This is a genomic window from Mesorhizobium sp. RCAM 06353 (assembly GCF_059683585.1).
Genome location: NZ_CM185031.1, coordinates 7,045,225 through 7,066,567, shown reverse-complemented (window position 1 = coordinate 7,066,567; position 21,343 = coordinate 7,045,225). Strand labels below are relative to the sequence as shown.

The window sequence follows — 21,343 nt, the reverse complement described above, 5'->3', positions numbered from 1 at the left end:
AGCTCTCTGGCTGACCAAGCATCAAGATCGCCTCCGTCGCTTTCCAAAAGCAGAGATCACAAGTGAACGCTCTGGTGATCGTGGTCGGATGATAGCGCTCCTCCGACGGGCAAGCGAAATCCCAACAATCATCGTTATGCGCCACGCCGCCCGGATCCGGGGCCGATCCGCTCTGTCACACTTTGGTCCGGACGGTTGGCGGTTCCAGCAGGGGCCTAAGGGGCAAAGTCTGACCCGTTGTCCACCTCAGCCCGGACAAGTACCGGTTGCAGGGTCTTCAGGAAGGAAGAAGCTTCTCCGTTCGCAAGGGGTGAGTTCGCGGGGCACAGTACGCCGGGCGAAATCGATGAGGTCCATGGGTGCCTGGAAAACGCGTACGATCCGGACGCCTTTTTCGCCGGAAACAATTGCGACATGGGTGCCGTCGGAACTGAAAGCTGCGCGTGTAAAGCCCAGTAGAACGGTTGCTTCGTCGTGGCTGCCAAGGACGGCAATCTGGCGCCCCGATTGCGTCGCCCATAGCCGGACCGTGCGATCGTTCGAGGACGCGGTCACGACATACAAACCGCTGGGACTGAACTGGGCGCTGTCCACCGCGCCGCTGTGGCCCCTTAGAACTGCCCTTTCCAGTCCGCCAGCGACGCTCCAGATCCGGACGGTTCCATCGCGCGAGCCGGTTAGCAGCAACTGACCGTCGGGGCTGAAGGCGACGACCGTTACCGCGCCGGTGTGTCCCACTAGCGTTCTGACGTTTGATCCGTCCGTGGTCGACCAAATGCGAGCCGTGTGGTCGAGTGAGCCCGTGGCGACGAGTTGACCGTTCGGGCTGAAGGCCGCTGCCGTGATGCGATCCTGATGCCCCACAAGAACCCTGAGCTCGGCTCCGCCTGTCGTCAGGAGATGGCCCGCATTGTCTTCCCTGGCCGAGAGGATCAGATTTCCGTCAGGGCCAAGGATGGCCTGCGGCAGGTTGCTGCTCGTATTGATGGCGGCTAGCTCGGTGCCGGTCGCCGCGTCCCACAGCTGCGCGGTGCCGTTCATCGATGCGGAAACCAGCGATTTGCCATCGCGGCCAAACTGGATCTGGATCAGTCCGCCATGCGATCGGAACTGGGCGGTCTCGTGTCCCGTGGCCACATCCCAAACACGGACCTGCCCCCCTAGAGATGCCGTCGCGACGCGCCTTCCATCCAGGCTGAACGTCGCGCTTTGAACGATCTCATGTGTATCGAGCCGGATTGTCTCGCGCCCGCTCACGACATCCCAAAGATGCGCCGCGCTGTCGCCGCCGCCGGTCAGCAGGTGGACATTGTCGGGACTGAAGACCGCGAAAGTCGGCCGATATTCATGTGAGAGCGCGGTTGTCAGCGCGCCGTCGACATCCCACAGCCGAGCGGTGCCATCGTGTGAAGCAGTGAGAAGAATGTTGCTGTCGACCGGGCTGAATTCCAGATGCTCGACCAAAGATTCATGACCGGCGATCGTCGTCACCAACGAGGCGCGTTCAGCGTCCCAAATGCGGATCGGCCCATTGATCGAGGCGGTCGCCAGGAAGCGGTCGTCCGAGGTGAAAGCACCGTTCATCTCCACATCGCGTTCATCTGTGTCGATGTCTGGCTTCAACCCCGAAACCTCCTGGCCGAGCAGGTCATCCAGCGTTCCCAAAGCTCCATCCCAAATCCGGGCAGTGCCATCGAGGGATACCGTGGCGATTCGCTGACCCCCGTGACTGAAAATCACGCCGTTCAATTGCGTGTCGCTCTTGCTGCCGGCCAATTTTGCGATCTCCGTTCCTTTCGACACATCGAAAAGGCTGGACGTGTCGCGGTGTGAATGCCAGCCCCACGGGCCGGCCAGCATGCGGCTTCCGTCCGGGCTGAACGCCAGGCTGTAGGGCCAGGAGGTCACTCGGATTGACTGCGTCAGCGCGCCGTCTGCGGTATTCCAGATCGAAACAAAATGCTTGCCTGCCGTCGCGAAGCTGCGGCCGTCTGAACTGAAAGCAGCACGCGTATATGCGTCGCTTCTTACACCTAGCACTTTCTTTCCGGTCCGAGCATCCCAGAGCGTTGCATCGCTGTTCTCCCCCGCTGTCAGCACCCGGGTGCCATCCGGGCTGAAGATTGCCGTTGGATAATTGCCTACCGGCTGCAGCATGAAGAGCTGTTCTCCTGAGACGGTGTCCCAGAGACGTGCAGTGCCGTCCCTCGCGGCGGTCAGGATACGGCTCCCGTCCGGGCTGAATTCAGCCCTCTCCAAGGCCTCTTCATGACCTTTCAGAACTTCAGTTTCGGCACCGCTGGAGATGTCCCAGACGCCTGCGGTTTTGTCGTAGGATGCGGTGACGATGCGATCGCCGGTCGGATTGAATGCCGCATACGTTACGCCGGCGCCATGCCGGAAGATTTTGATCTGTTGGTGCGCCAGCAGAGCCTTGTAGAGGGCTGCCTCCGCCTCGAAGAGATATGGCCGCTCGGATTGGTCTTTCGAGGGCAGTGCTTCAAGCGCCAACAGGATCGCAGCCTCGGTGTTGCCTCTTGCCGTGGATTGCTCCGAAAGGAACGAGAGCGAAAGAGACTGATTGCGCAGCGCCTGGTCTCGTTGCCGCCTTGCCTCCTCCTGGGCCCTGAAGGCGACCAGTGCACCTGCGCCCGCCATGAGAGCGAGCATTATCGCCACGATCGCGGCGTTGCGTGTACGTCGGGCAAGCCGGTTTGCTGCGGCAGCCGCGAGGTTCCGGCGCTCGGCTTCGCGCTCCAGGCGCTCGCGTTTTGCCTCTTCGGCGGCCTCGATCAGCACCAGCTGTGCCTGCCGGTCCTTTTCCTCTTTCTGCCTATGGGCACGCAAGGACGCCTCGATGTATTCAACGACGACGACGTCGACCTCCTCCCGTCTTGACAGCAGCAGCTCTTCGCCCTCCGCAAGACGTTTGCCGGACGGAAGGAGAAGCTCTCGATTCATGCCCTCCATGTGCCATCGGTGGGCGTCGGTCCTGAGGCGTCCGCGTGTTTCGAGGAAGTTCCGGTTTGCATTCACAATGTCACCGGCGCGCGGCCAACGGCTCAAAAGTGCTTCATGCGCAACGCGGACGAAGACATGCCCCCCGGCGTCCTCATCGCTGACGAGGAGCCGTGCGTCGATCAGAGCCCTGACGAGGGCCGACCGCGCGGGAGTGCCTGCAACTTCGCTGAGCAGGGCCGGACGTGCCGTGACTGTTTCATCACCCGGATTTGCCGTGGTGAGGGCGCGCAGCACCGCGGGCAAGGCCTCCTGGATCTCCGGCGCCAGCAAGTCCACGACTTCGTCGGCGCGGCGCGCGATAGCCCCTTCGAGCCCGCCGAGCGCACGATAGTGCGCAAAGGTGAGAACTCGGCGCTCGCGGCCGGCGTCGTACAACGCGTCGAGGACAAACTCGAGAAGCGGCAATGATCCAGGATCGGCAGCTGCTGCCTCCTGCAGCACATCATCGAGGCGCCCCCGCTCGGCATTCTCCTCGAAGCGGAGACCCGCAACGCGCGCAGGTTCGCGGATGATCTGCCCAATCTCTGAGCCAGTCGGCGGCAGGAGTTCGTAGCTAGCGAGGCCGTCCTTGAGCGCCGAGAAACCCTTGACCTCACCGCAGCGGTGAAAGAAGTCCGAACGGATCGCCGCGATCACCCATACCAGTCCGCTCGCGGCCAGCACCGCCATGAACCGCACAAGGGCCTCGCGCGTCGCCGGCTCCCTCTCCGTCGTAACCAGCTCCTCCAGCTGATCGATGGCGACAAGCAATCTGATCTGCGGACGGGCCGGCCCGGCGGCCTTGCCAAGAGCCTGTCGGACCATCGCCAGTGCCCGATCCGGCGCGCTCCTGCAAAGCAGAGCAAACTCCGCGGCCGTTACTTCGCAGGCCAGCTCCGGCACGGCAGCTTCGCGAAGCAGCGCCGCGGCCAGCACAGCGAATGCATCCGGTCCTTCGGAGAGGCGGATCAGGCAGCGACGCCACAAGGATATGCCCGCCACGGCTCCAGGCCGGGTCAATGACGGCAGCAGGCCAGCGCGCAGGAGGGAAGACTTGCCGCAACCGCTCATTCCGTAGATGAGCAGGAATGCCGTGCCGCTGGCTGCCTGCTGCTCCAGTCTTGCAGTGCAGGCAGCAATCGCCCGCGCTCGGCCGAAGAAAAGGTCGGCATCTTCGAATTCGAATGCATCGAGACCGCGAAATGGCGACCTGACCGGTTCCTCCGAAGCAAGGGGTACGCGGTAGATGCGGAAGGCGCGTGCGACGTTCTTCAGCTTGTGCTCGCCGAGATCGACGAATTCCAGCGAGAGTCGGTCTTGAGCCTGGGCGTGGACCGCCTCCGTGACGCAAATCCCGCCCGGTCGTGACAATTTTTGCAGATGAGCGGCGACCTCGACAGCCTCGCCCGCGAGGTGGTCGCCCTCGGCAACGACGTAACCCAGGTGAACGCCGATGCGGAAGCGCAGGCGCTTCGTCGCGGGAACCTCGCAGTTCCGCCTATCGACGTCATGCTGGATCTCGCTCGCACACCGCATCGCCTCGACAGGGCCGGTGAACTCGGCGACCACGCTCTCTTCGCCGCTCCAGAAGACGCGACCTGCATGTTGAACCAGCAGCCGATCCATGATCTGCCTGTACGCCCGGAAAGTTGCAGCAGGGATCCGCTCATCCTTGCCTGTCGGCCGGCCCTCGGCGGCCACTTCGGCGACCAGGATGGTGGCCATTCTCGGTCCGACATTTGAGGGAAGGACCAGCCTGTAACCGCGCCTCGGCACTGTCTGCACGACGGCCTGCCGATTGTCGTCGAGCGCCGCACGGATCTCGTGAATGCATTGCACCAGGCTGTCATCGGTCACGGCAATCCCGTTCCAGACCGCCTTCATCAGGTTGTCCTTGGTGATGACGCGATCGGCGTTCTCCAGAAGGTGGCGAAGCACCGCGAAGGTCTGGTGGCGAAGTGCGATTGTCCTGTTGGACTTGTCGCGCAAGGTCTCGCTGCTCAGATCGGCGGTAACGCCGTTGAGTACGAACGTCGTGGGCGGCGAGCTATTCAAGCCGGTTCCCTCAAGCACGAAGCCGCAGTCTAGCACGGTTTCGCACAGCGAAGAGTCACCCGGACCGGCGGGGAGCACAGATTTCGGCGAATGATCGGAAGCCGTTCGTGACCCGGGAGACGCCTCGGACCGACAATTGCATTGTCAGCGAGAGGTTCGCCATGGACTACTTGGTTCAGATTGCTCGATGTGCGGGCGCAAGACCGGTGCTACGGCTCACGGGCGTCTGTCTGCTCACTCTGTTCTTCGCGATGGCGCCACAGGCCCACTCGACCGACCGTCCGGCGGACGACCTGGCCGAAGTCGATCTGCAATTGATCCTTGCCGTGGACGTCTCGCCCTCGATGAGCAAAGTTGAGCAAGGAGTGCAACGCGACGGCTACGTCGGTGCCTTCCGCCACGCGGACATCGCGATGGCAATCAAGTCGGGAGAGCGGGGCAGAATCGCAGTGCTCTATCTGGAGTGGGCAGGGCCACGGCAGCAAATAGTCATTGTCCCGTGGACAATTGTCGAAAGCCTCGACGACGCTCTGACGTTGGCGGACAGGCTCGCGGCGCTGCCGTTGACCGAAGGCCGCGGAACGTCGATTTCCGGCGCATTGTCGGCAGCGAATTATCTGTTCGCCAAGAGTGGCTTGCGCAGCCCGCGCAGAGTTATCGACGTGTCCGGAGATGGACCCAACAATGCCGGAGTACTCGTTGACCCCGTCCGACAAGTTCTTCTAGCGGAAGGTGTGACGATCAATGGGCTGGCCATCGCACTGTCTCCGATCGGCGCGGCGGACGGATTTGCGAGGTACGACCCTTCCAACCTGCAATCCTATTTCGAGCGCTGCGTTATTGGCGGACCAGACGCATTTGCAATCGGCGTCACCGAAGCCGCGATGTTCGCCACCGCGGTCCGGCGAAAGCTGGTTCGTGAAATCTCCATGAACATGGATCAGGTGATCTACGCCGCATACACCGAGCGTTCGGGCCGCAGGGTCGATTGCAACATGATGGGTCAGTTGCCGGGCCGATAACGCTCGGCAATTGGGTGCCCGAGCAGCAACGGAATAGCTTCGCCCAGCCCACAGTCAAACACGGCAGGTAGCATCAACAGCGATGAACGCCGTCAAAAGGGCTGAAAGGCTGCTTGTCGATAACTTCGTTCCGAAACCGGAAGGCCAAGTTTCGGCCCAGACGCTGCCGGACCGCAATCGCCAATAGCCGGACTCTGTAGCCGACTACCGACCTGGTCTCGCACCACGGCGTGCACCGCGACGCAGCCAAGCTTGGCATGCTCTCGACACACGCTGCAACATTGCCGCCGTCGCAATAGATGCCACCGTTTCTCGACGATGATGTCTCCCACATTCACCCCGATGTGGAACTCGATCCGCCGCTCTTCCGTCCGCTTCTGCACTACTGCGCGCGGCGTGCTAGGGATCGTCGAGCTTCTGGCCGCGCTCCTGCTACTACTCCCTCGTGCCCCCGAGAATACTACTTCACCGGGCCACGTGTGATGGACGTAAGTTCCCCGATCACGTCAAACGCCTTGATGCTCAACGTCGGGTCACCTTTCATCTCCGCAATAATTGGCCCCTCCACGAAGGCTTGCACTGCGGCGTCATCGTCGAACAGGTAGATCCCGCCGGCTTCGCTTTGGGCCTCGTTTATGATCCAGACCTTCCAGCGCAGGCCAGGTATGTCCGCGATAGGTTGAGCATAGGGCAGGTTTTCTTTCTCGTACTCGGCCCTCGGCCCGTTGAGCTTGTAGTTGATTTGCAGAATTTTGGCCGACATGTCTTTCCTCCCTTATTCTCTAGGCGTTGCATGGCCACCCCGGACAGGTCGAATGAGGCTGCAACCTCAGTATGGTCTTCAAGAAAGCGGGACGATCCCCTCAAGCGCGGCATAGACCGAGGTTCGCAGCCAACGGTCCATGCTGCGGGCAAGGCCGGGGTCGCCGCTCAGGAAAAGGCCACCCCTTTCTTTCTCACGCTGGATGCTGGAGCGGCCCTCCAGGATGGCCCCCAGCGAAACAACGCCGGTCTCGACGTAAAGGTCGACGTCCCGGCGGGGGTCGAGCGAGCATAGCTCGGGCAAGTCCGCGCCTGGCTCGACCACAAACCAGTAATGGGGACACTTCGGTGGGGGATCGTCGCGGAAATGGAAGCGGATGACGGCGCGCCGCCGCGGCAGTTCTGCGAGGTCGATCTTTCGCCGCACGGCCCACATGAGGGTCGAAACATCCACGTCGCCGAGCGCGATCTCCGCCTCGATGTTGCATTGCGCCCATTCCGCCAGCGCGTTCATCGCCGGCTCGAGCTTGATCGACTTCTCGGTGCGGAAATAGCCGATGGTGCCCGTCGCCTCGTCCTCGACGCGCTCGACCAAGCCCAACGCTTCCATCTCCTTGAGCCGCCTCGACAAGAGGGCGGACGAGATGTTGCCCACCCCCTTGCGAATGTCATTGAAGCGGGTCGAACCGTTCCAGAGCTCGGTCAGGATTTGGATCGTCCAGCGCGGCTCCAGGAACTCGCAGGCGCGCGAGATCGGGCAGACCAGTCCGTAAGGCCGTCGCGTCATGGCTGACCGCTCCTTTGCCGCAGGTTAGGCCTTGCGGAGGTCTAAGGCCAGTTCACAATCTGAAGCGGAACGCTTCCGAAGCTGCCCTGGCACCTTCCCGCCTTCTGCCGTCATGGTGATCGTCATTCGGCATCCGCAACCAACAGAGGTTACCATGACCTGGCATAACATGACGCAAACGACCGCTCGGCACTTGCCGGGCACCTTTCTCAATCGTTCGCTGGAACGCCTGCTTGTCCTTGTCCATGAGTTGCGGACCCGCCGAAACATAGAGCGCTCGCTTGGTCACCTGTCCAACTTCTATCTGCGCGACGTCGGCTTGACCAAAGCAGACGTCGAAACGGCCTGCGCCGACAGCTTCGATCGATCCGCCTCCCGCGCGCTCAAGAGTGTAGCGCAGAACCGCACGGGCAATTGGTGAGAAGGGAAAGCTGGCGTGTTCGGCGCGCGGTCTAAGTGCCGCGTTGAAACAAAGAAAGGAACCACTGAAGAAGGTAAATGACCAGCCGAAGCCCGAGCCGCCATCGATCTCTAAACCTTAATTTCCAGAAAACTGGCGCACCGGAACTGATTCGAATTGATGCGTCCGCTTCCGGTGCGCAAGCAGACTTATCGGCTATGCGCCCAATTTCGGTCGGTGCGCACGCTCGACCTGAACCCTAAAAGCGGACATCGCTTTGCAAATCTGGTGCCGCGCAAATTGATGACGCAACTTTTGCCGGAGGGTTCGACCCGGGGATTTAAGCGGTGCAGAAACTGTTCCGAAAACTTCCGAAACGTCTAGTATGCCCACATGCAGGGCACTCGCATCGCTTTTGGTCCGTTCGTACTCGATCCCGACATTGGGACGCTCGTTAAAGAGCAGATCCCGATCGCTGTTGGGCATCGCGGGCTGACGCTGCTTGCTGCGCTTACGGCGAGACCCGGTGAGATCCTGACCAAGGCCGAGTTGATGGACGCTGCCTGGCCGGGCACCGCCGTTGAGGAGGGGAACCTTACCGTCCAAATCGCGACACTAAGAAAGGCACTTGGTCCGGCCGACAACGGCGGCGAGTGGATCGCCACGGTGCCTCGCGTTGGCTACCGCTTCAACGGGACTGTCGAGGCGGTGGCGAGCGAATCCCACAGACCGATACCACCGTCCGGCAAGCCGTCGATTGCAGTGCTGCCTTTTGCCAATTTGAGCGGCGATCAGGACCAGCAATATCTCAGCGACGGCATAACCGAGGACATCATTACGGAGCTGGCCAGGTTCCGCTCCCTCCTTGTCATCGCGCGAAATTCATCTTTTCAGTTTCGCCATCCGGCACTGGACATTGCCGAAGTCCATCACAAACTCGGCGTTCGCTACCTCGTCGAGGGCAGCATACGAAAGCTCGGTGATCGCATTCGGATCACCACGCAGTTGATCGATGCGGCCACCGGCACCCACCTGTGGGCCCAACGGTACGATCGGGCCCTCGACGATATCTTCGCGTTGCAGGACGAGGTTGCGGCTCTTATCGCCTCGATGGTCGAAGGCCAGGCGGAGGCCGATTCGGCGAGTCGGACCAGGCGCAAGCCTCCCGCCGATTGGGATGCATACGACTACTACCTGCAGGGGCGCGCGCACTTCCATCGGTATGAACTGGACAAGTCCGAGCCCCTGTTCGTCCGGTGTGTCGAGCTCGATTCGACGTTCGCTCAAGGCCACGCCTTCCTTGCGCAGGCCCTTGTCGGCAGATTTTGGTACGACAACGATCGGCGGACGCTACAGAAGGCCTGGGACTCGGCGCGAACGGCGCTCGCTCTCGACAGGAGCGATGGCGTCTGTCACCAGAGCATGGGGCTGGTGCTTACGCACATGCGCCAGCACGGCGATGCGGGAGTACATTTCGAGCAAGCGCGCTCGTTGAACCCGCTCGACGTGAACATAGCTGGGGACTACGCAAGCTGGCTCAACTACGGCGGACGGGCCGAAACGGCGCTGAGCGTGCTCGAAACTGCGCACCTGCGCGACCCGTTACCTCCGATATGGTTCTGGGAGGTGAAGGGCAGCTCCCTCTTCCTGCTTGGAAGGTACGCGGAAGCTGTCGGTTCGTATCAGAAGGCCGGCGACCAATTCTTCATTCATGTCTTCCTTGCAGCGGCGTACGCACATTTGGGCGAGACGCAGAAGGCGCGCGCTGAAGTCGAGGAAGCACTGACGAGGAAACCCGACCTGACTGTCCGGCTGTTTTCAGGTTTCCCATTCGCCGACCAAGTCGCCCTCGAGCTTTTCATGTCAGGCTTCAGAAAGGCCGGTTTTCCCGCGTGAACGCACGTTCGGTTGGGTGGCTGTCAGATCGTCAAGGCGAGCACCACTGGGCGTCAGCGGAACTACTGCTTTTCTAAATCTGACCGAAAGATGTCGGTCCGCTTTCGGCCCTCCAACCGTCTACCGGCGTTTCTCCGGTGGCCAATCATGGCCGAAGGAGAAACGAAATGGGACACTCGTGCTACGACCTCACCGCCTCCGATCGCCGGGCATGGAATGCTGGCAAGAAGGTCGGAACGAAACGCCCTCTGAAACCTCGACAGATATGGGCGATACGCTTCTTTCTCGATCGGGAACGGCGTCTGCGAGACAGAGCGCTCTTCGATCTGGCGATCGACAGCAAGTTGCGCGGCTGCGATCTCGTCAAGATCAAAATCGGCAACCTTGTCGTAGGGCCGGAAATCCGAACTCGCGCGATGGTCATCCAACAGAAGACCGGCCGACCTGTTCAGTTCGAGTTGATGAGCGACGCACGCTCCAGCCTTGTCGCATGGCTGGCACGACGCGGCGGGACAATGGATGATTACGCATTTCCGAGCAGGATCGATCCAAGGGCTCACATGAGCACAAGCAGTATGCCCGCCTCGTCGACGAATGGGTCGAGGCGATCGGGCTTCGACCCCAGGAATACGGCACTCATTCCCTGCGTCGCACCAAGGCGTCGATCATCTACAAAGCGACGGGAAATCTGCGAGCTATCCAGATTTTGCTCGGTCATACCAAAATCGAGAACACTGTTCGCTATCTGGGAGTCGATGTAGAAGATGCTCTCGAACTTGCCGAGACAACTGAGGTTTGATCAAGAGCGGCTCCACTTCACGAGTGGAGCCGTGAACAATTTGCGCCTCATCTTGGTCAGCTGTTGGTCGCTTTTGCGCCAACACCGGACGATGCAGAGGCTTGACCTGTCGTTTCCCTTACTCACGTCTTCACGCATTCCGGCAGACGGAAAGGCTTCACGAGGCCAGCAAGCTTTTCAGGAGGCGCACATGCCGGAAACCCAGCCTCAAGCATCGTCTCGGCGAGCTTCTTGCGTTCGGTCTCATTGAACCCGGGCTCGTTCGCAAAACCCTCGGCGGTCAGATCGGGATCATGCTCCAGCGCTTCTTTTGTGGCTGTATTCGCCCGGTCAGACTGACCAAGGGCGGCATAACTCGCTGCCCGTATTGTCCAGCTGAATTTGGTGCGGTTCTCGACCGGTTGCCTGTCGATGATACCCAAGGCATCTTCATAGCGTTGAGCCATGAAGTAGGCCATGAAGAAAGACCCCGCCATGACGGTCGGGTAGTTGGGATCGATTCGGATCGCTTGATCTGCAAGCTCAGCGCCGCGTTTGGGGTCACCGAACGTGCTCGCCCAACCTGCATATAGGGCGAGGATATTCGCGTTGCCGGGATTTAGGCGTAGCGCCATATCGAGCTCCACCTTCCCCTGTTCGAAGTCCCCGTCGACTGCGATTTGGTTGGCCAAGACGGCATGAGCGGGGCCGTCCATAGGGTCGATTTCCACCGCCCGCCGCGCCGCCTCCAATGCGAGCGGGTGAGCTGTTGCGAAGTCAGCCCCAAACCAGATGGTGTGATCATAGGCCCAGGCAAGATCTGCCCACGCGCGGGCAAGCGTGGGGTCCTCGTCAAGCACTTGCTTAAAGAGAGCAATGGCCTCGTCAGTTCCCTCCTTGGTGGGCGCCAGGAGTCCTTCGCGGGCGAGGAGATACTTCTCATATGCGCTGAGGTTCCCTGGCCGCTTCCTCTGCGCTGCATTGTGCTCCAACTCCATGATCACCCCGGTAGCCCCGACGCCACCGAGCCGGTTAGCCGCCTGCCGGACGATTTCGGTCTGGAGCGCAAACACATCCGCAGCCGGCCGGTCCCAGCGCTCGGACCAGACATGGGCGCCGGTTTTAGCGTCAATAAGCTGGGCCGTGACGCGGATTTGATCGCCCTGGCGTTGGACCGAGCCTTCGAGAACATAACGGACCTTCAGATCGATGCCGACCTGACGGACGTCGACCGGCTTCCCGGCGTAGACCGCAGTGGAGTTTCGAGCCATCACATAAAAGTCAGGAAACCCGGCGAGATCGGTGATGATGTCCTCGGTTATGCCGTCGGCGAGCCTCCCCGAGGCTTCATCGCCGCCGATGTTGTCGAAGGGCAGAACCGCAATGGCTGGCTTGCCCATGGCGCCATCGATCGGCCTCAGCCACCAGGTTGCGGCGGCCGCAACCGCAAGCAAAACGACGGCTGCAACTGCCATCGGCAGCCACCGGCGAAACCGGCGCGCGCGCAGCTTCCACGCCCGTGGCGCTCCGTTCATTCTGACGCTGTAGGTCCGCACAGGGTCGGAAATGTTCTTGACCCGCTGCTCGCCCATATTGTCCAGCGGCAGACTGATTTTGCCTTTCATCTGATCGTAGGCGGTGCCGGAGATGAGGACGCCGCCAGCCGGCGAGAGCTGCTCCAACCGTGCCGCCACGTTCACGCCGTCACCGAAGATATCGTCCCCTTCGACCACCACGTCGCCCAGGTTGATGCCAATCCGAAAGACGATGCGCCGACCAGGAGCGCTCTCGGCTTGGTGCACGGCGACGCCTTTTTGCATCGCTATTGCGCAGGCGACAGCATCGACGACCGAGTTGAATTCGACCAGGGCTCCGTCGCCCATCAGCTTGACGATACGGCCCTTATGCTCTGCGACAATCGGATCGACGACTTCAGCCCGCAACGTCTTGATCGTCGCAAGAGTCGCAGCCTCATCCGCGTCGATCAGACGCGAATAGCCGACGATGTCGGTGGCCATGATCGCCACCAGACGCCGCTCTACCGGGGCAGCTGTCAACGAACGCCCTCCCGCTCTGCGGTCCGGCATGCTGCCTCAGTCATACAGTGGCTAGGGCGGAGCTGTCGAAACGCCTCAGGCATTCTAGAGCAGTCTGCTCGTCAATGGGAGTGGCTCGCTTTGGGTCAGCTTCAGACCTTGGTACCACCGGGCTGAACGTCCGCTATCGTTCTTCGGACGCCAAAAGCTGCCATTCTGCTCCCGGCCCCAAGGCCGCCTGACCGGAATGCGCCGGTTGAACCCACCGCCTGATACCGGCCGTTGAGGTGATCTTTGCTGCGGCCCGATAGCAGACCTTGCTGGCGACCACCCTGGACATCGCCGTTGCGTCAACACCTGACATTGCTCGTAGATACAGGAGGTCGCGATCAAGCCCACGCAGGCCCTCAGCAGGAAGTGCCACCTAAAGGTTCTGATTGCTGGCGAACCGCTCTATCGGTGGAAAAAACGTCGAGAATCCGGCTTCCGATCTTCCTCGCTGCGAATGGGGGACGAATCGATCGACCGTCGGTGACCTAGTATTTTTAGCTTTATTCTGCCTATGGTTCGTCTCCCAACTTAGTGGGTAGCGGTGCGAAGGCTAGAACCTGCACATGCGGGAATCACACGGCGAACTCGAAGCCACCACGCGCGAGCTTAGTGAAGCCCTCGAACGCGAGACGGCGACCGGCGAGCTGCTTCGCGTCATCGCCTCGTCGCCGACCGATATTAAGCCGGTCCTTGACGCCGTGGCGGCGAGCGCCGCCCGTCTTTGCGACGCCTATGACGTGATCATCCGGCTCAGGAAGGACGATATGCTCCATCTCGGTGCTCATTCCGGCCCGATCGCGGTCGATGAGGCGCCGTGGCCGCTGGGGCGCGACCGGGTTATGGCGCGGTCCGTGATCGATGCGAGGACCGTGCAGGTCGAAGACCTCTCCGAGGCCGGGGCCGAATTCGCGGCAGGCCGGGAAATGGCCATTCACTACGGATTTCGCACGATTCTGGCGACACCTCTCGTGAGCGATGGAAGAGCGATCGGGGCGATCAGCCTGCGGCGAAGAGAGGTGAGACCGTTCAGCGACAGGCAGATCGAGCTTCTGAAGACCTTTGCCGACCAGGCCGTGATCGCCATCTCGAACGTGCGGCTGTTCGAAGAAGTGCAGGCGCGTACGGCCGAACTCAGCGAAGCGCTGGCTCAGCAGACCGCGACGGCCGACGTGCTCAAGGTGATCAGCCGGTCGGCGTTCGACCTTCAACCCGTATTGACGACGCTGCTTGATTCGGCGATCCACCTGGCTGGCGGGGATATGGGCGCGATCTCGCTGCGCGATGGCGATTGGCTACGGGTCATGACCGGCACCGGCTGGACCGATGAACTTCGCGCTTATGAGGAAAGCCATCCACACCCGATCGGGCGTGGGACATTTCAAGGTCGAGCCGCTCTCGATGCAGCAACCATTCATGTGCCCGATGTGTCCAAGGATATGGAATACAAAAGGCAAGAAGCGGCAAGGATGGGCCATTTCCGCGCGGCCCTTTCGGTCCCCCTCAAGCGAGGCCAAGAGGTGATCGGTGTCTTCGGCATGGCGAGGCGGACCGTGGGGCCGTTCTCACAACGCCAGATCGAACTTGTGGAGAGTTTCGCCGACCAGGCGGTCATCGCGATCGAGAACGTGCGCCTTTTCGACGAGGTGCAGGCGCGCAATCGCGAAGTGACCGAGGCACTCGAGCGCGAGACCGCGACGGGCTCCATCCTGCGCGTAATCGCGGCGTCGCCCACCGACATCGAACCGGTTCTGGACGCCGTCGCTGAAAGCGCCGCGCGTCTCTGCGATGCCCATGACGCGACGATCTATCTGCGGCAGGGCGATCGTTTGGCGGTCGGAGCGCATCACGGGCCAATCCAGGTCGACAACGCCGGGCTGCCCGTTGCCCGCGACGTGGTCACCGGTCGCGCGGTGATCGACCGGGCACCGGTCCATGTTCATGACCTGACCGAGGCGGGTGTAGACTTTGCAGCGGGCAGGGCAATGGCCCACCGGCTCGGCTTTCGCACCATCCTTGCGATCCCACTGCTGCGTGACGAGGAAGCGGTCGGAGCGCTGATGATTCGGCGCATCGAGATGCGGCCCTTCACTGACAAGCAGATCGAGCTGCTCAAAACGTTCGCCGACCAAGCGGTCATCGCCATCTCCAACGTGCGGCTCTTCGAGGAGGTCCAAGCACGTACCGCCGAGCTAACCGAAGCGCTGCAGCAGCAGACGGCGACGGCCGACGTGCTCAAGGTCATCAGCCGCTCCGCCTTCAATCTAGGGGCCGTTCTCGACACATTGATCGCTTCCGCCTGCCGGCTCTGCAATGCCGAAATGGGCCTCATATTTCTGGCGCGCGATGGGTCCTTCTCTCCCGAGGCGAGCCACGGCACGCCCCCCGGATACCTGGATTTCGTGCGAACCCATCCCATCAAACCGGGACGCGAGACGTTCACGGGACGGGCGGCGCTGACCAAGGCGGTCGTGAATGTCGCCGACGCGCTTGAGGATAAGGAATTCACGTTTTCCGAAGCCCGCGACCGCGCCGGCTATCGTGCCATCCTTGCCGTGCCGCTATTGCGGCAGGGAGAAGTGATCGGCGTCTTCGCCATGCCCCGTCGCACGCCAGGCGCGTTCAGCGACAAGCAGGTCGAACTCGTGCAGACGTTCGCCGACCAGGCCGTAATTGCGATTGAGAACGTCCGCCTTTTCGAGGAGGTGCAGCAGCGGACACGGGAGGCCACAGAGGCGCTGGAGTATCAGACGGCGACCAGCGATGTGCTTAGCGTTATCAGCCGCTCGCCCACCGATGGGCAGCCAGTGTTTAATATGATCGCGCAAAGTGCCGCCCGTCTATGCGAAGCGCAGTTCTGCTTTGTCTACAGATTTGACGGCGAGCTTCTGCATTTCGTCGCGCATCACGGCATCACCGAAGAAAGCGTTGAGATCGTGCGCAACACCTTTCCTGTGGCACCTACTCGCGGCAGCGCTGCCGAACGGGCAATTCTATATCTTGACGTGGCGCAGATCCCGGACCTCACCTTGGATAGTGAATTCACGCATCGCGCCGCGGCGGCTTTTTCGGGCCTGCGCAGTGCTGTCGCCGTGCCGATGCTGCGTGACGGCCTGCCCATCGGTTGCATAGCAGTCGGGCGTGCTGAGACGGGCTTTCTTGCCGCTAAGCAAGTCGAACTTCTGAAGACCTTCGCCGACCAGGCCGTGATCGCCATCGAAAATGTTCGTCTGTTTGATGAGGTAAAGGCGCGGACCGCGGAGCTAAGCGAGTCGCTTCAGCAGCAGACAGCGACAGCAGACGTGCTCAAGGTCATCAGCCGGTCGGCCTTCGACCTCCAGAACGTCCTTGACACCCTGGCAGAGTCCGCCGCGCACCTCTGCGACGCGGACATTGCCGATTTCTATCGTCTGGTCGACGATGGATTTCAGTGGACCACGACCTTCAGCCGAGATCCGGAAGCGGCCCCTGCCCATACCAAGATCATGCGCCAGCCGGGGCGCGGATCGGTGTCGGGGCGCGTTCTGCTGGAACAGAAAACCGTTCACGTACCGGATTTCGAAGCCGATCCCGAGTTCACCTTCACCGACGTGGCGCGGCAGCGCGGCGTTCGCTGCATCCTCGGCGTTCCGCTCCTGCGCGGCACGGAGCTGATGGGGTTGCTTCTGGTCATGCGCAAGGCGCCCGGGCCGTTCTCTCCAAAGCAGATCGAGCTGGTCGAGACTTTCGCCGATCAGGCTGTCATCGCCATCGAGAACGCGCGGCTGTTTGAGGAGGTGCAGACGCGCACAGCCGAGCTAAGCGAGTCGCTGCGGCAGCAGACCGCGACGGCGGATGTATTGAAAGCCATCAGCCGCTCGACCTTCGACCTGCAACCGGTGCTCGACACTCTGGTGGAATCGGCGGCGCGGCTCTGTGACGCCGACAAGGGCGTCATCTTCAAGCGCGACGGCGATGTCTACCGCTGGTCGGCGAATTACGGCAACCCTCCGGCGCTGGAAGCCTTCGCCAGAACAAATCCGTTCAGGCCCGGCCGCTATTCGGTGACGTCGCGGGTCGCGCTCGAGGCGAGGACCATCCAAGTTTCCGACGTGCTCGCCGACCCGGAATATGGCGCGACGCAGTTTCAGAAGCTCGGCGGCTATCGGACGATCCTGTGCGTCCCGATTTTACGCGAGGGCGCGCCGGTCGGCGTATTCGCGCTGACCCGCGCGGAGGTGCGGGATTTTACGCCGAGGCAGATCGAGCTGGTCGAAACCTTCGCCGACCAGGCCGGTATCGCCATCGAGAATGTGCGCTTGTTCGATGAAGTGCAGGCCCGCACGGAGGAACTGTCGCGCTCGCTGGAAGACCTGCGCAAGGCCCAGGATCGGCTCGTGCAGACCGAAAAGCTCGCCTCGCTCGGCCAGCTGACGGCGGGAATAGCTCACGAGATCAAGAACCCGCTCAACTTCGTCAACAATTTTTCCTCGCTGTCCGGCGATTTGATCGAGGAGCTGCGCGAGGCGCTGCAAGGCGCGGCGCTTGACGACAAAACCCGCGCGGAGATCGACGACTTGTCGGATATGCTGAAGGGCAATCTCGACAAGGTGGTGCAGCACGGCAAGCGCGCCGACTCGATCGTCAGGAACATGCTGCTCCACTCGCGCTCGGGCTTGGGCGAGCACCGTCCGGTCGACATCAACGCGGTGGTGGAGGAGAGCTTGAACCTAGCATATCATGGCGCACGCGCCGAGGGGAACAGCTTCAACATCATGTTGGTAAGGAATTTCGATCCAGGCGCCGGCGAGGTCGATCTCTTTCCGCAGGAGATCACTCGCGTGCTGTTGAACCTGATCTCCAACGGCTTTTACGCGACGACGAAGCGGCGGGCGGGTCAAGGCGAAACCGGCTACGAACCGGTGTTGGCGGCATCGACGAAAAGCCTGGGAGATGCGGTCGAGATCAGAATCCGCGACAACGGCACGGGCATCCCGCCGGACGTGAAAGAAAAAATGTTCAACCCGTTCTTCACCACCAAGCCGGCAGGCGAGGGGACGGGGCTCGGCCTATCGTTGAGCCACGACATCGTCGTGAAACAGCACGCGGGCACCATAGAGGTCGACACTGAGCTGGGCGCCTTCACCGAATTCCGCATCGTCTTGCCGCGCGGGGCCGCGACGCTCGCCAAAGCAGGAGGCAACGCTTGAGTCTGCTCATCCTGATCGTGGACGACGAGCCTGATGTGGAGGTGCTGTTCAGGCAGCAGTTCCGGCGCGATCTCAAGGTAGGGCGCTTCGACATGGCATTCGCCCGTTCCGCGCCGCAGGCGCTCAAGGTGATCGAGGCGGCGGAAAGCGCCTCGCTGATCCTCATCCTGTCGGATATCAACATGCCGGGCATGAGCGGCCTGGAGCTTCTGCCTAAAGCGAAGGCGTTGCGTCCCGATGTGCCCGTGATCATGATCACCGCCTATGGCGACGCAGAGACCAAGAGGAAGGCGCTGGAAAACGGCGCCGAGGCGCTATTGACGAAGCCGCTCGATTTCGTCGCGCTGCGCGGCGAGATCGACGTCCGCGTCGAGTTCGCGGCATGACAGCGCTGATCCTCGTCGTCGACGACGAGCCGGACCTGGAGCCGCTGGTCCTGCAGAAATTCCGCCGCCAGATCCATGCTGGCGAAGTTTCCTTCCTGTTCGCCCGCGACGGTGTCGAGGCGCTCGACGTGATCGCCGCCAACCCCGACATCGAAATGGTCGTTACCGACATCAACATGCCGCGCATGGACGGGCTGTCGCTGCTTGCGAAGCTCCAGGACGCCGAGGAGCGTTTGTCGACCATCATCGTGTCGGCCTACGGCGACATGGCCAACATCCGCACGGCAATGAACCGCGGCGCCTTCGATTTCCTGATGAAGCCGATCGATTTCGCCGACCTGGAGACGACTATCGCCAAGACGCTGAGGCACCTTGCCCTTCTGCGTGAGGCGCGGGGCAAGCAGGTGGCGGCCGAGCGTGCGCACGCCTCGCTGTCGCGCTACTTCTCGCCCAACCTCGCCGAGCGGCTCGCCGGCGACGCTGGCGAGCTTGCCGGGCAGCGACGCGAGGTGGCATCGCTATTCACCGACATCGCCGGCTTCACAGCGATGGCGGAAACGCTCGACCCGGCGGTACTGGGCGAACTTCTCAACGCGTACCTCGGCGGCATGACCGACATCGTTTTCCACCATGAGGGCACGGTGGCCAAGATCGTCGGGGACGCACTGCATGTGCTCTTCGGCGCGCCGGGCGAGCAGCCCGACCACGCCGCCCGCGCGGTCGCCTGCGCGCTTGACCTCGACGACTTTTCGGAAGACTTCCGCGCCGGCTGGCGGGCCAGGAGCGTGGCACTCGGCCCCACCCGCATCGGCGTCCACGCCGGGCCGGCGATCGTCGGCAATTTCGGCGGCGCCCGCTTCTTCGACTACTCCGCCTATGGCGACACCATCAACATCGCGGCGCGGCTGGAAGTCGCCAACAAGCAACTAGGCACCCGTATTTGCGTGAGCGAGAGCGTCGCGAGGCAAGTTGCGAATTTCCGAGGGCGGCCGGTGGGTGACCTCGTGTTGAGAGGACGAACGGAGTCGCTGCGCGCTTTCGAGCCACTGCGACACGAGCAATGCGACGACCTCGCGACAAAGGATTACCTCGCGGCCTTCGCCAAACTGGAAGCCGGCGACCCTAGTGCCCTCACCTCGTTCGCTGCTGAAGTAGGCAGGCGCGCAGAGGACCAGCTTGCGAGCTTCCACTTGAAGCGATTGCTGAACGGGGCGACAGGTCCGCGGATCAACATGGATTGATCGAGCCTACATTCAAATGTCCGCTTCCTCTCCCTTCGATCTCTCTGAGGCTTGTTCTGAAATTCTTCAATACATGAACGGCATCGGCGGGCGCGCCAATCTTGGCGATGGCGCGCAATCTGGAACATCCTTGGCCATCGCCAGGGACTGCCGCACCCTCCGGGCAATCTATTAAAGGACTTCGCAAAGCCGGCCTCGGATGAGCGAAGCGTCAATCGCTGCGCATTCCGAATTAGCAGCGCTCATTGAACGAGTGCCCCCGCCCTCTCTCTGTCGCTTCTCAGTACCTTTTCTTCCAGCCCGTCCGACTGGGTGAGATTCGGGCGGTCGCCTCATCCAGGCGAATATCTGCTTTTCCACCTTGGCTGCACAAAGCGGACTGCCAGCCTTCGGCCCCATTTCGGTCATTCACTACCAGGGAGTTCCTGTCATGGGTCGAGACGGTGTCGTAGTGCCCGGTCAACACGATGGTGCCTCTTCCCGCACCCCGGACCAGCATTGCCACGCAGTGGCGGCCATCCCCGGGTTCAACCTCGATCGTCCAGATTCTTGCATCTCGAAACACAGTCTCCGCGCTAAGCGCGTCGGCAAGCCACAACCCGAACGACGCCTCGCCATCCGTTCCGGTGACACTTTTCTGCTGCGTCAAGGCAATCGCCCAACGGCGCGCTCAAACAGATTGCTTGTTGTCGAGTTGCCCATCATGTCCCCGGTCAAATGGCAAAATTCGATAGTAGAGGTTGGGGACGGGGCCTCAAGTGCATGCGTGGCCGTGTGTGATGGGCACCACCCATCGCTCATCGATCGCTGTCGATCTGGATGGTTGACGGGGGCAGGGCACGCCTGGTTGCAGTCAACCATCCGGCTGCAGAGGTGGGGCTGCGATTTCAGGCTCAATTGATGGCGCGTCTATCGCACGCGGCTCACGGTCATGCTCAAACTGCTCAGCCCACTGCAGATCCATCAGCCAAGGTTCGCGACGGCCGATCCAAAATTCATAGCCGGGTATGATATCGCTGGGGGCAATGTCGAGGGTACCGAGCATGATCTCGGCCTCTTCCTCCCGCAGCGAAACAATGCGCGATCCGCATTCAGGGCAAAAGCTGCGTCCTTCGAAAGCCCGCAGGTTACCAACGCCTTTAAGCAGGTCGTGGCCAAACGCCGAAGAAGGTGAACGCACTGCCACTTGTGCGCCGACAATCCTGGCAATGGCAAAGTCCAACGCGCAGGGGTGCGCCTTTCACCATAAAGCGAACCGCACCGCAAAGGCAGCCACCGCTGCGCACCTCATCGATGCTCATTGCAGAGCTCGCTTTGGGGGATCACGGTTCTCGTCGGGATTGGGGAGAGGAAGTTCGTCCGGCAGAAGATCCGGGTCAGGCTCTCGCACGTCGGGTGTCCAGGCCGGGGCATCTACCGGCGGTTCTTCATTTGGCTCTGGTTTGGGGGGCATGATTATTCTCCCGGTCTGTCGGTCGGACGAGGTGTTTTGCCGGCCACCGGCCGCGCATCGCTTTGTCTGGCAGGGAAGGGTTCTGCCAGAGGGTTTTTGTTTTTAGGAAATGCACCTGCCGTCCTAGGGGCGACGCTTCCTCGTCGCTACCGTTCAGGCCTTTACGCTCTATTTTGGCGCCGGCTGTCTCCAACTCCCTGACAATCGCCGCGCCGAGTTTTTTGATCTTGGCCATTTCCATGTCTCCTTTGCTGGCCAACGACCGGCCGTAGGGAATGTTCCATCTGGAG

Annotated in this window: 12 protein-coding genes and 2 pseudogenes; 7 read left to right on the top strand and 7 right to left on the bottom strand. The window is 61.6% G+C overall.

Annotated elements, in window-relative coordinates:
- Positions 1–246: 246 nt before the first annotated feature.
- On the bottom strand, positions 247–5,055 hold the full coding sequence (locus tag AC56QX_RS34150) for an nSTAND1 domain-containing NTPase (protein WP_497112929.1): 4,809 nt from the start codon (positions 5,053–5,055) through the stop codon (positions 247–249).
- Positions 5,056–5,216: 161 nt separating this feature from the next.
- On the opposite strand from AC56QX_RS34150, the gene AC56QX_RS34145 reads away from it, so the two are divergent.
- On the top strand, positions 5,217–6,077 hold the full coding sequence (locus tag AC56QX_RS34145; RefSeq protein ID WP_497112928.1) for a DUF1194 domain-containing protein: 861 nt from the start codon (positions 5,217–5,219) through the stop codon (positions 6,075–6,077).
- 460 nt (positions 6,078–6,537) lie between these two features.
- Here the strand turns inward: AC56QX_RS34145 and AC56QX_RS34140 are convergent, their stop codons facing one another.
- Both AC56QX_RS34140 and AC56QX_RS34135 read right to left on the bottom strand, forming a co-directional pair.
- Positions 6,538–6,840 (bottom strand): YdhR family protein, encoded by a 303-nt coding sequence (locus tag AC56QX_RS34140; RefSeq protein ID WP_497112927.1) that lies wholly within the window; start codon positions 6,838–6,840, stop codon positions 6,538–6,540.
- Between the two features lie 78 nt (positions 6,841–6,918).
- Positions 6,919–7,626 (bottom strand): winged helix-turn-helix transcriptional regulator, encoded by a 708-nt coding sequence (locus AC56QX_RS34135; RefSeq protein WP_497112926.1) that lies wholly within the window; start codon positions 7,624–7,626, stop codon positions 6,919–6,921.
- A gap of 112 nt (positions 7,627–7,738) precedes the next feature.
- Between AC56QX_RS34135 and AC56QX_RS34130 the strand changes: the two genes are divergently transcribed.
- From AC56QX_RS34130 to AC56QX_RS34120, 3 genes and pseudogenes are all read left to right on the top strand, one after another.
- A complete protein-coding gene (locus tag AC56QX_RS34130) occupies positions 7,739–8,047 on the top strand; it encodes a hypothetical protein (protein WP_497112925.1) in 309 nt (102 codons plus the stop codon).
- A gap of 372 nt (positions 8,048–8,419) precedes the next feature.
- On the top strand, positions 8,420–9,922 hold the full coding sequence (locus AC56QX_RS34125) for a winged helix-turn-helix domain-containing tetratricopeptide repeat protein (protein WP_497112924.1): 1,503 nt from the start codon (positions 8,420–8,422) through the stop codon (positions 9,920–9,922).
- A gap of 167 nt (positions 9,923–10,089) precedes the next feature.
- Positions 10,090–10,721 (top strand): annotated as a pseudogene (locus AC56QX_RS34120) (tyrosine-type recombinase/integrase).
- A gap of 122 nt (positions 10,722–10,843) precedes the next feature.
- Here AC56QX_RS34120 and AC56QX_RS34115 read toward each other — a convergent pair.
- Complete coding sequence (locus tag AC56QX_RS34115; protein WP_497112923.1) at positions 10,844–12,718, bottom strand: adenylate/guanylate cyclase domain-containing protein; 1,875 nt, start codon at positions 12,716–12,718, stop codon at positions 10,844–10,846.
- Between the two features lie 632 nt (positions 12,719–13,350).
- Here AC56QX_RS34115 and AC56QX_RS34110 point away from each other — a divergent pair.
- Genes AC56QX_RS34110 through AC56QX_RS34100 form a run of 3 tightly spaced genes read left to right on the top strand, consistent with a single transcriptional unit; the run spans position 13,351 to position 19,600 of the window.
- Positions 13,351–17,973 (top strand): GAF domain-containing protein, encoded by a 4,623-nt coding sequence (locus AC56QX_RS34110; protein ID WP_497112922.1) that lies wholly within the window; start codon positions 13,351–13,353, stop codon positions 17,971–17,973.
- Complete coding sequence (locus AC56QX_RS34105) at positions 17,970–18,359, top strand: response regulator (protein WP_497112921.1); 390 nt, start codon at positions 17,970–17,972, stop codon at positions 18,357–18,359. The genes AC56QX_RS34110 and AC56QX_RS34105 overlap by 4 nt, the downstream gene beginning before the upstream one ends.
- The gene (locus AC56QX_RS34100) at positions 18,356–19,600 is read left to right on the top strand and encodes an adenylate/guanylate cyclase domain-containing protein (RefSeq protein ID WP_497112920.1); all 1,245 of its coding nucleotides are present in this window, start codon (positions 18,356–18,358) and stop codon (positions 19,598–19,600) included. The genes AC56QX_RS34105 and AC56QX_RS34100 overlap by 4 nt, the downstream gene beginning before the upstream one ends.
- Before the next feature lie 280 nt (positions 19,601–19,880).
- Here AC56QX_RS34100 and AC56QX_RS34095 read toward each other — a convergent pair whose 3' ends face one another.
- The 3 genes and pseudogenes from AC56QX_RS34095 to AC56QX_RS34085 form a co-directional block, all read right to left on the bottom strand.
- The gene (locus tag AC56QX_RS34095; RefSeq protein ID WP_497112919.1) at positions 19,881–20,249 is read right to left on the bottom strand and encodes a hypothetical protein; all 369 of its coding nucleotides are present in this window, start codon (positions 20,247–20,249) and stop codon (positions 19,881–19,883) included.
- Positions 20,250–20,453: 204 nt separating this feature from the next.
- Positions 20,454–20,901 (bottom strand): annotated as a pseudogene (locus AC56QX_RS34090) (GFA family protein).
- A gap of 126 nt (positions 20,902–21,027) precedes the next feature.
- Positions 21,028–21,288, bottom strand: a complete 261-nt coding sequence (locus AC56QX_RS34085) for a hypothetical protein (protein ID WP_497112918.1) — start codon at positions 21,286–21,288, stop codon at positions 21,028–21,030.
- Between the last annotated feature and the right edge of the window lie 55 nt (positions 21,289–21,343).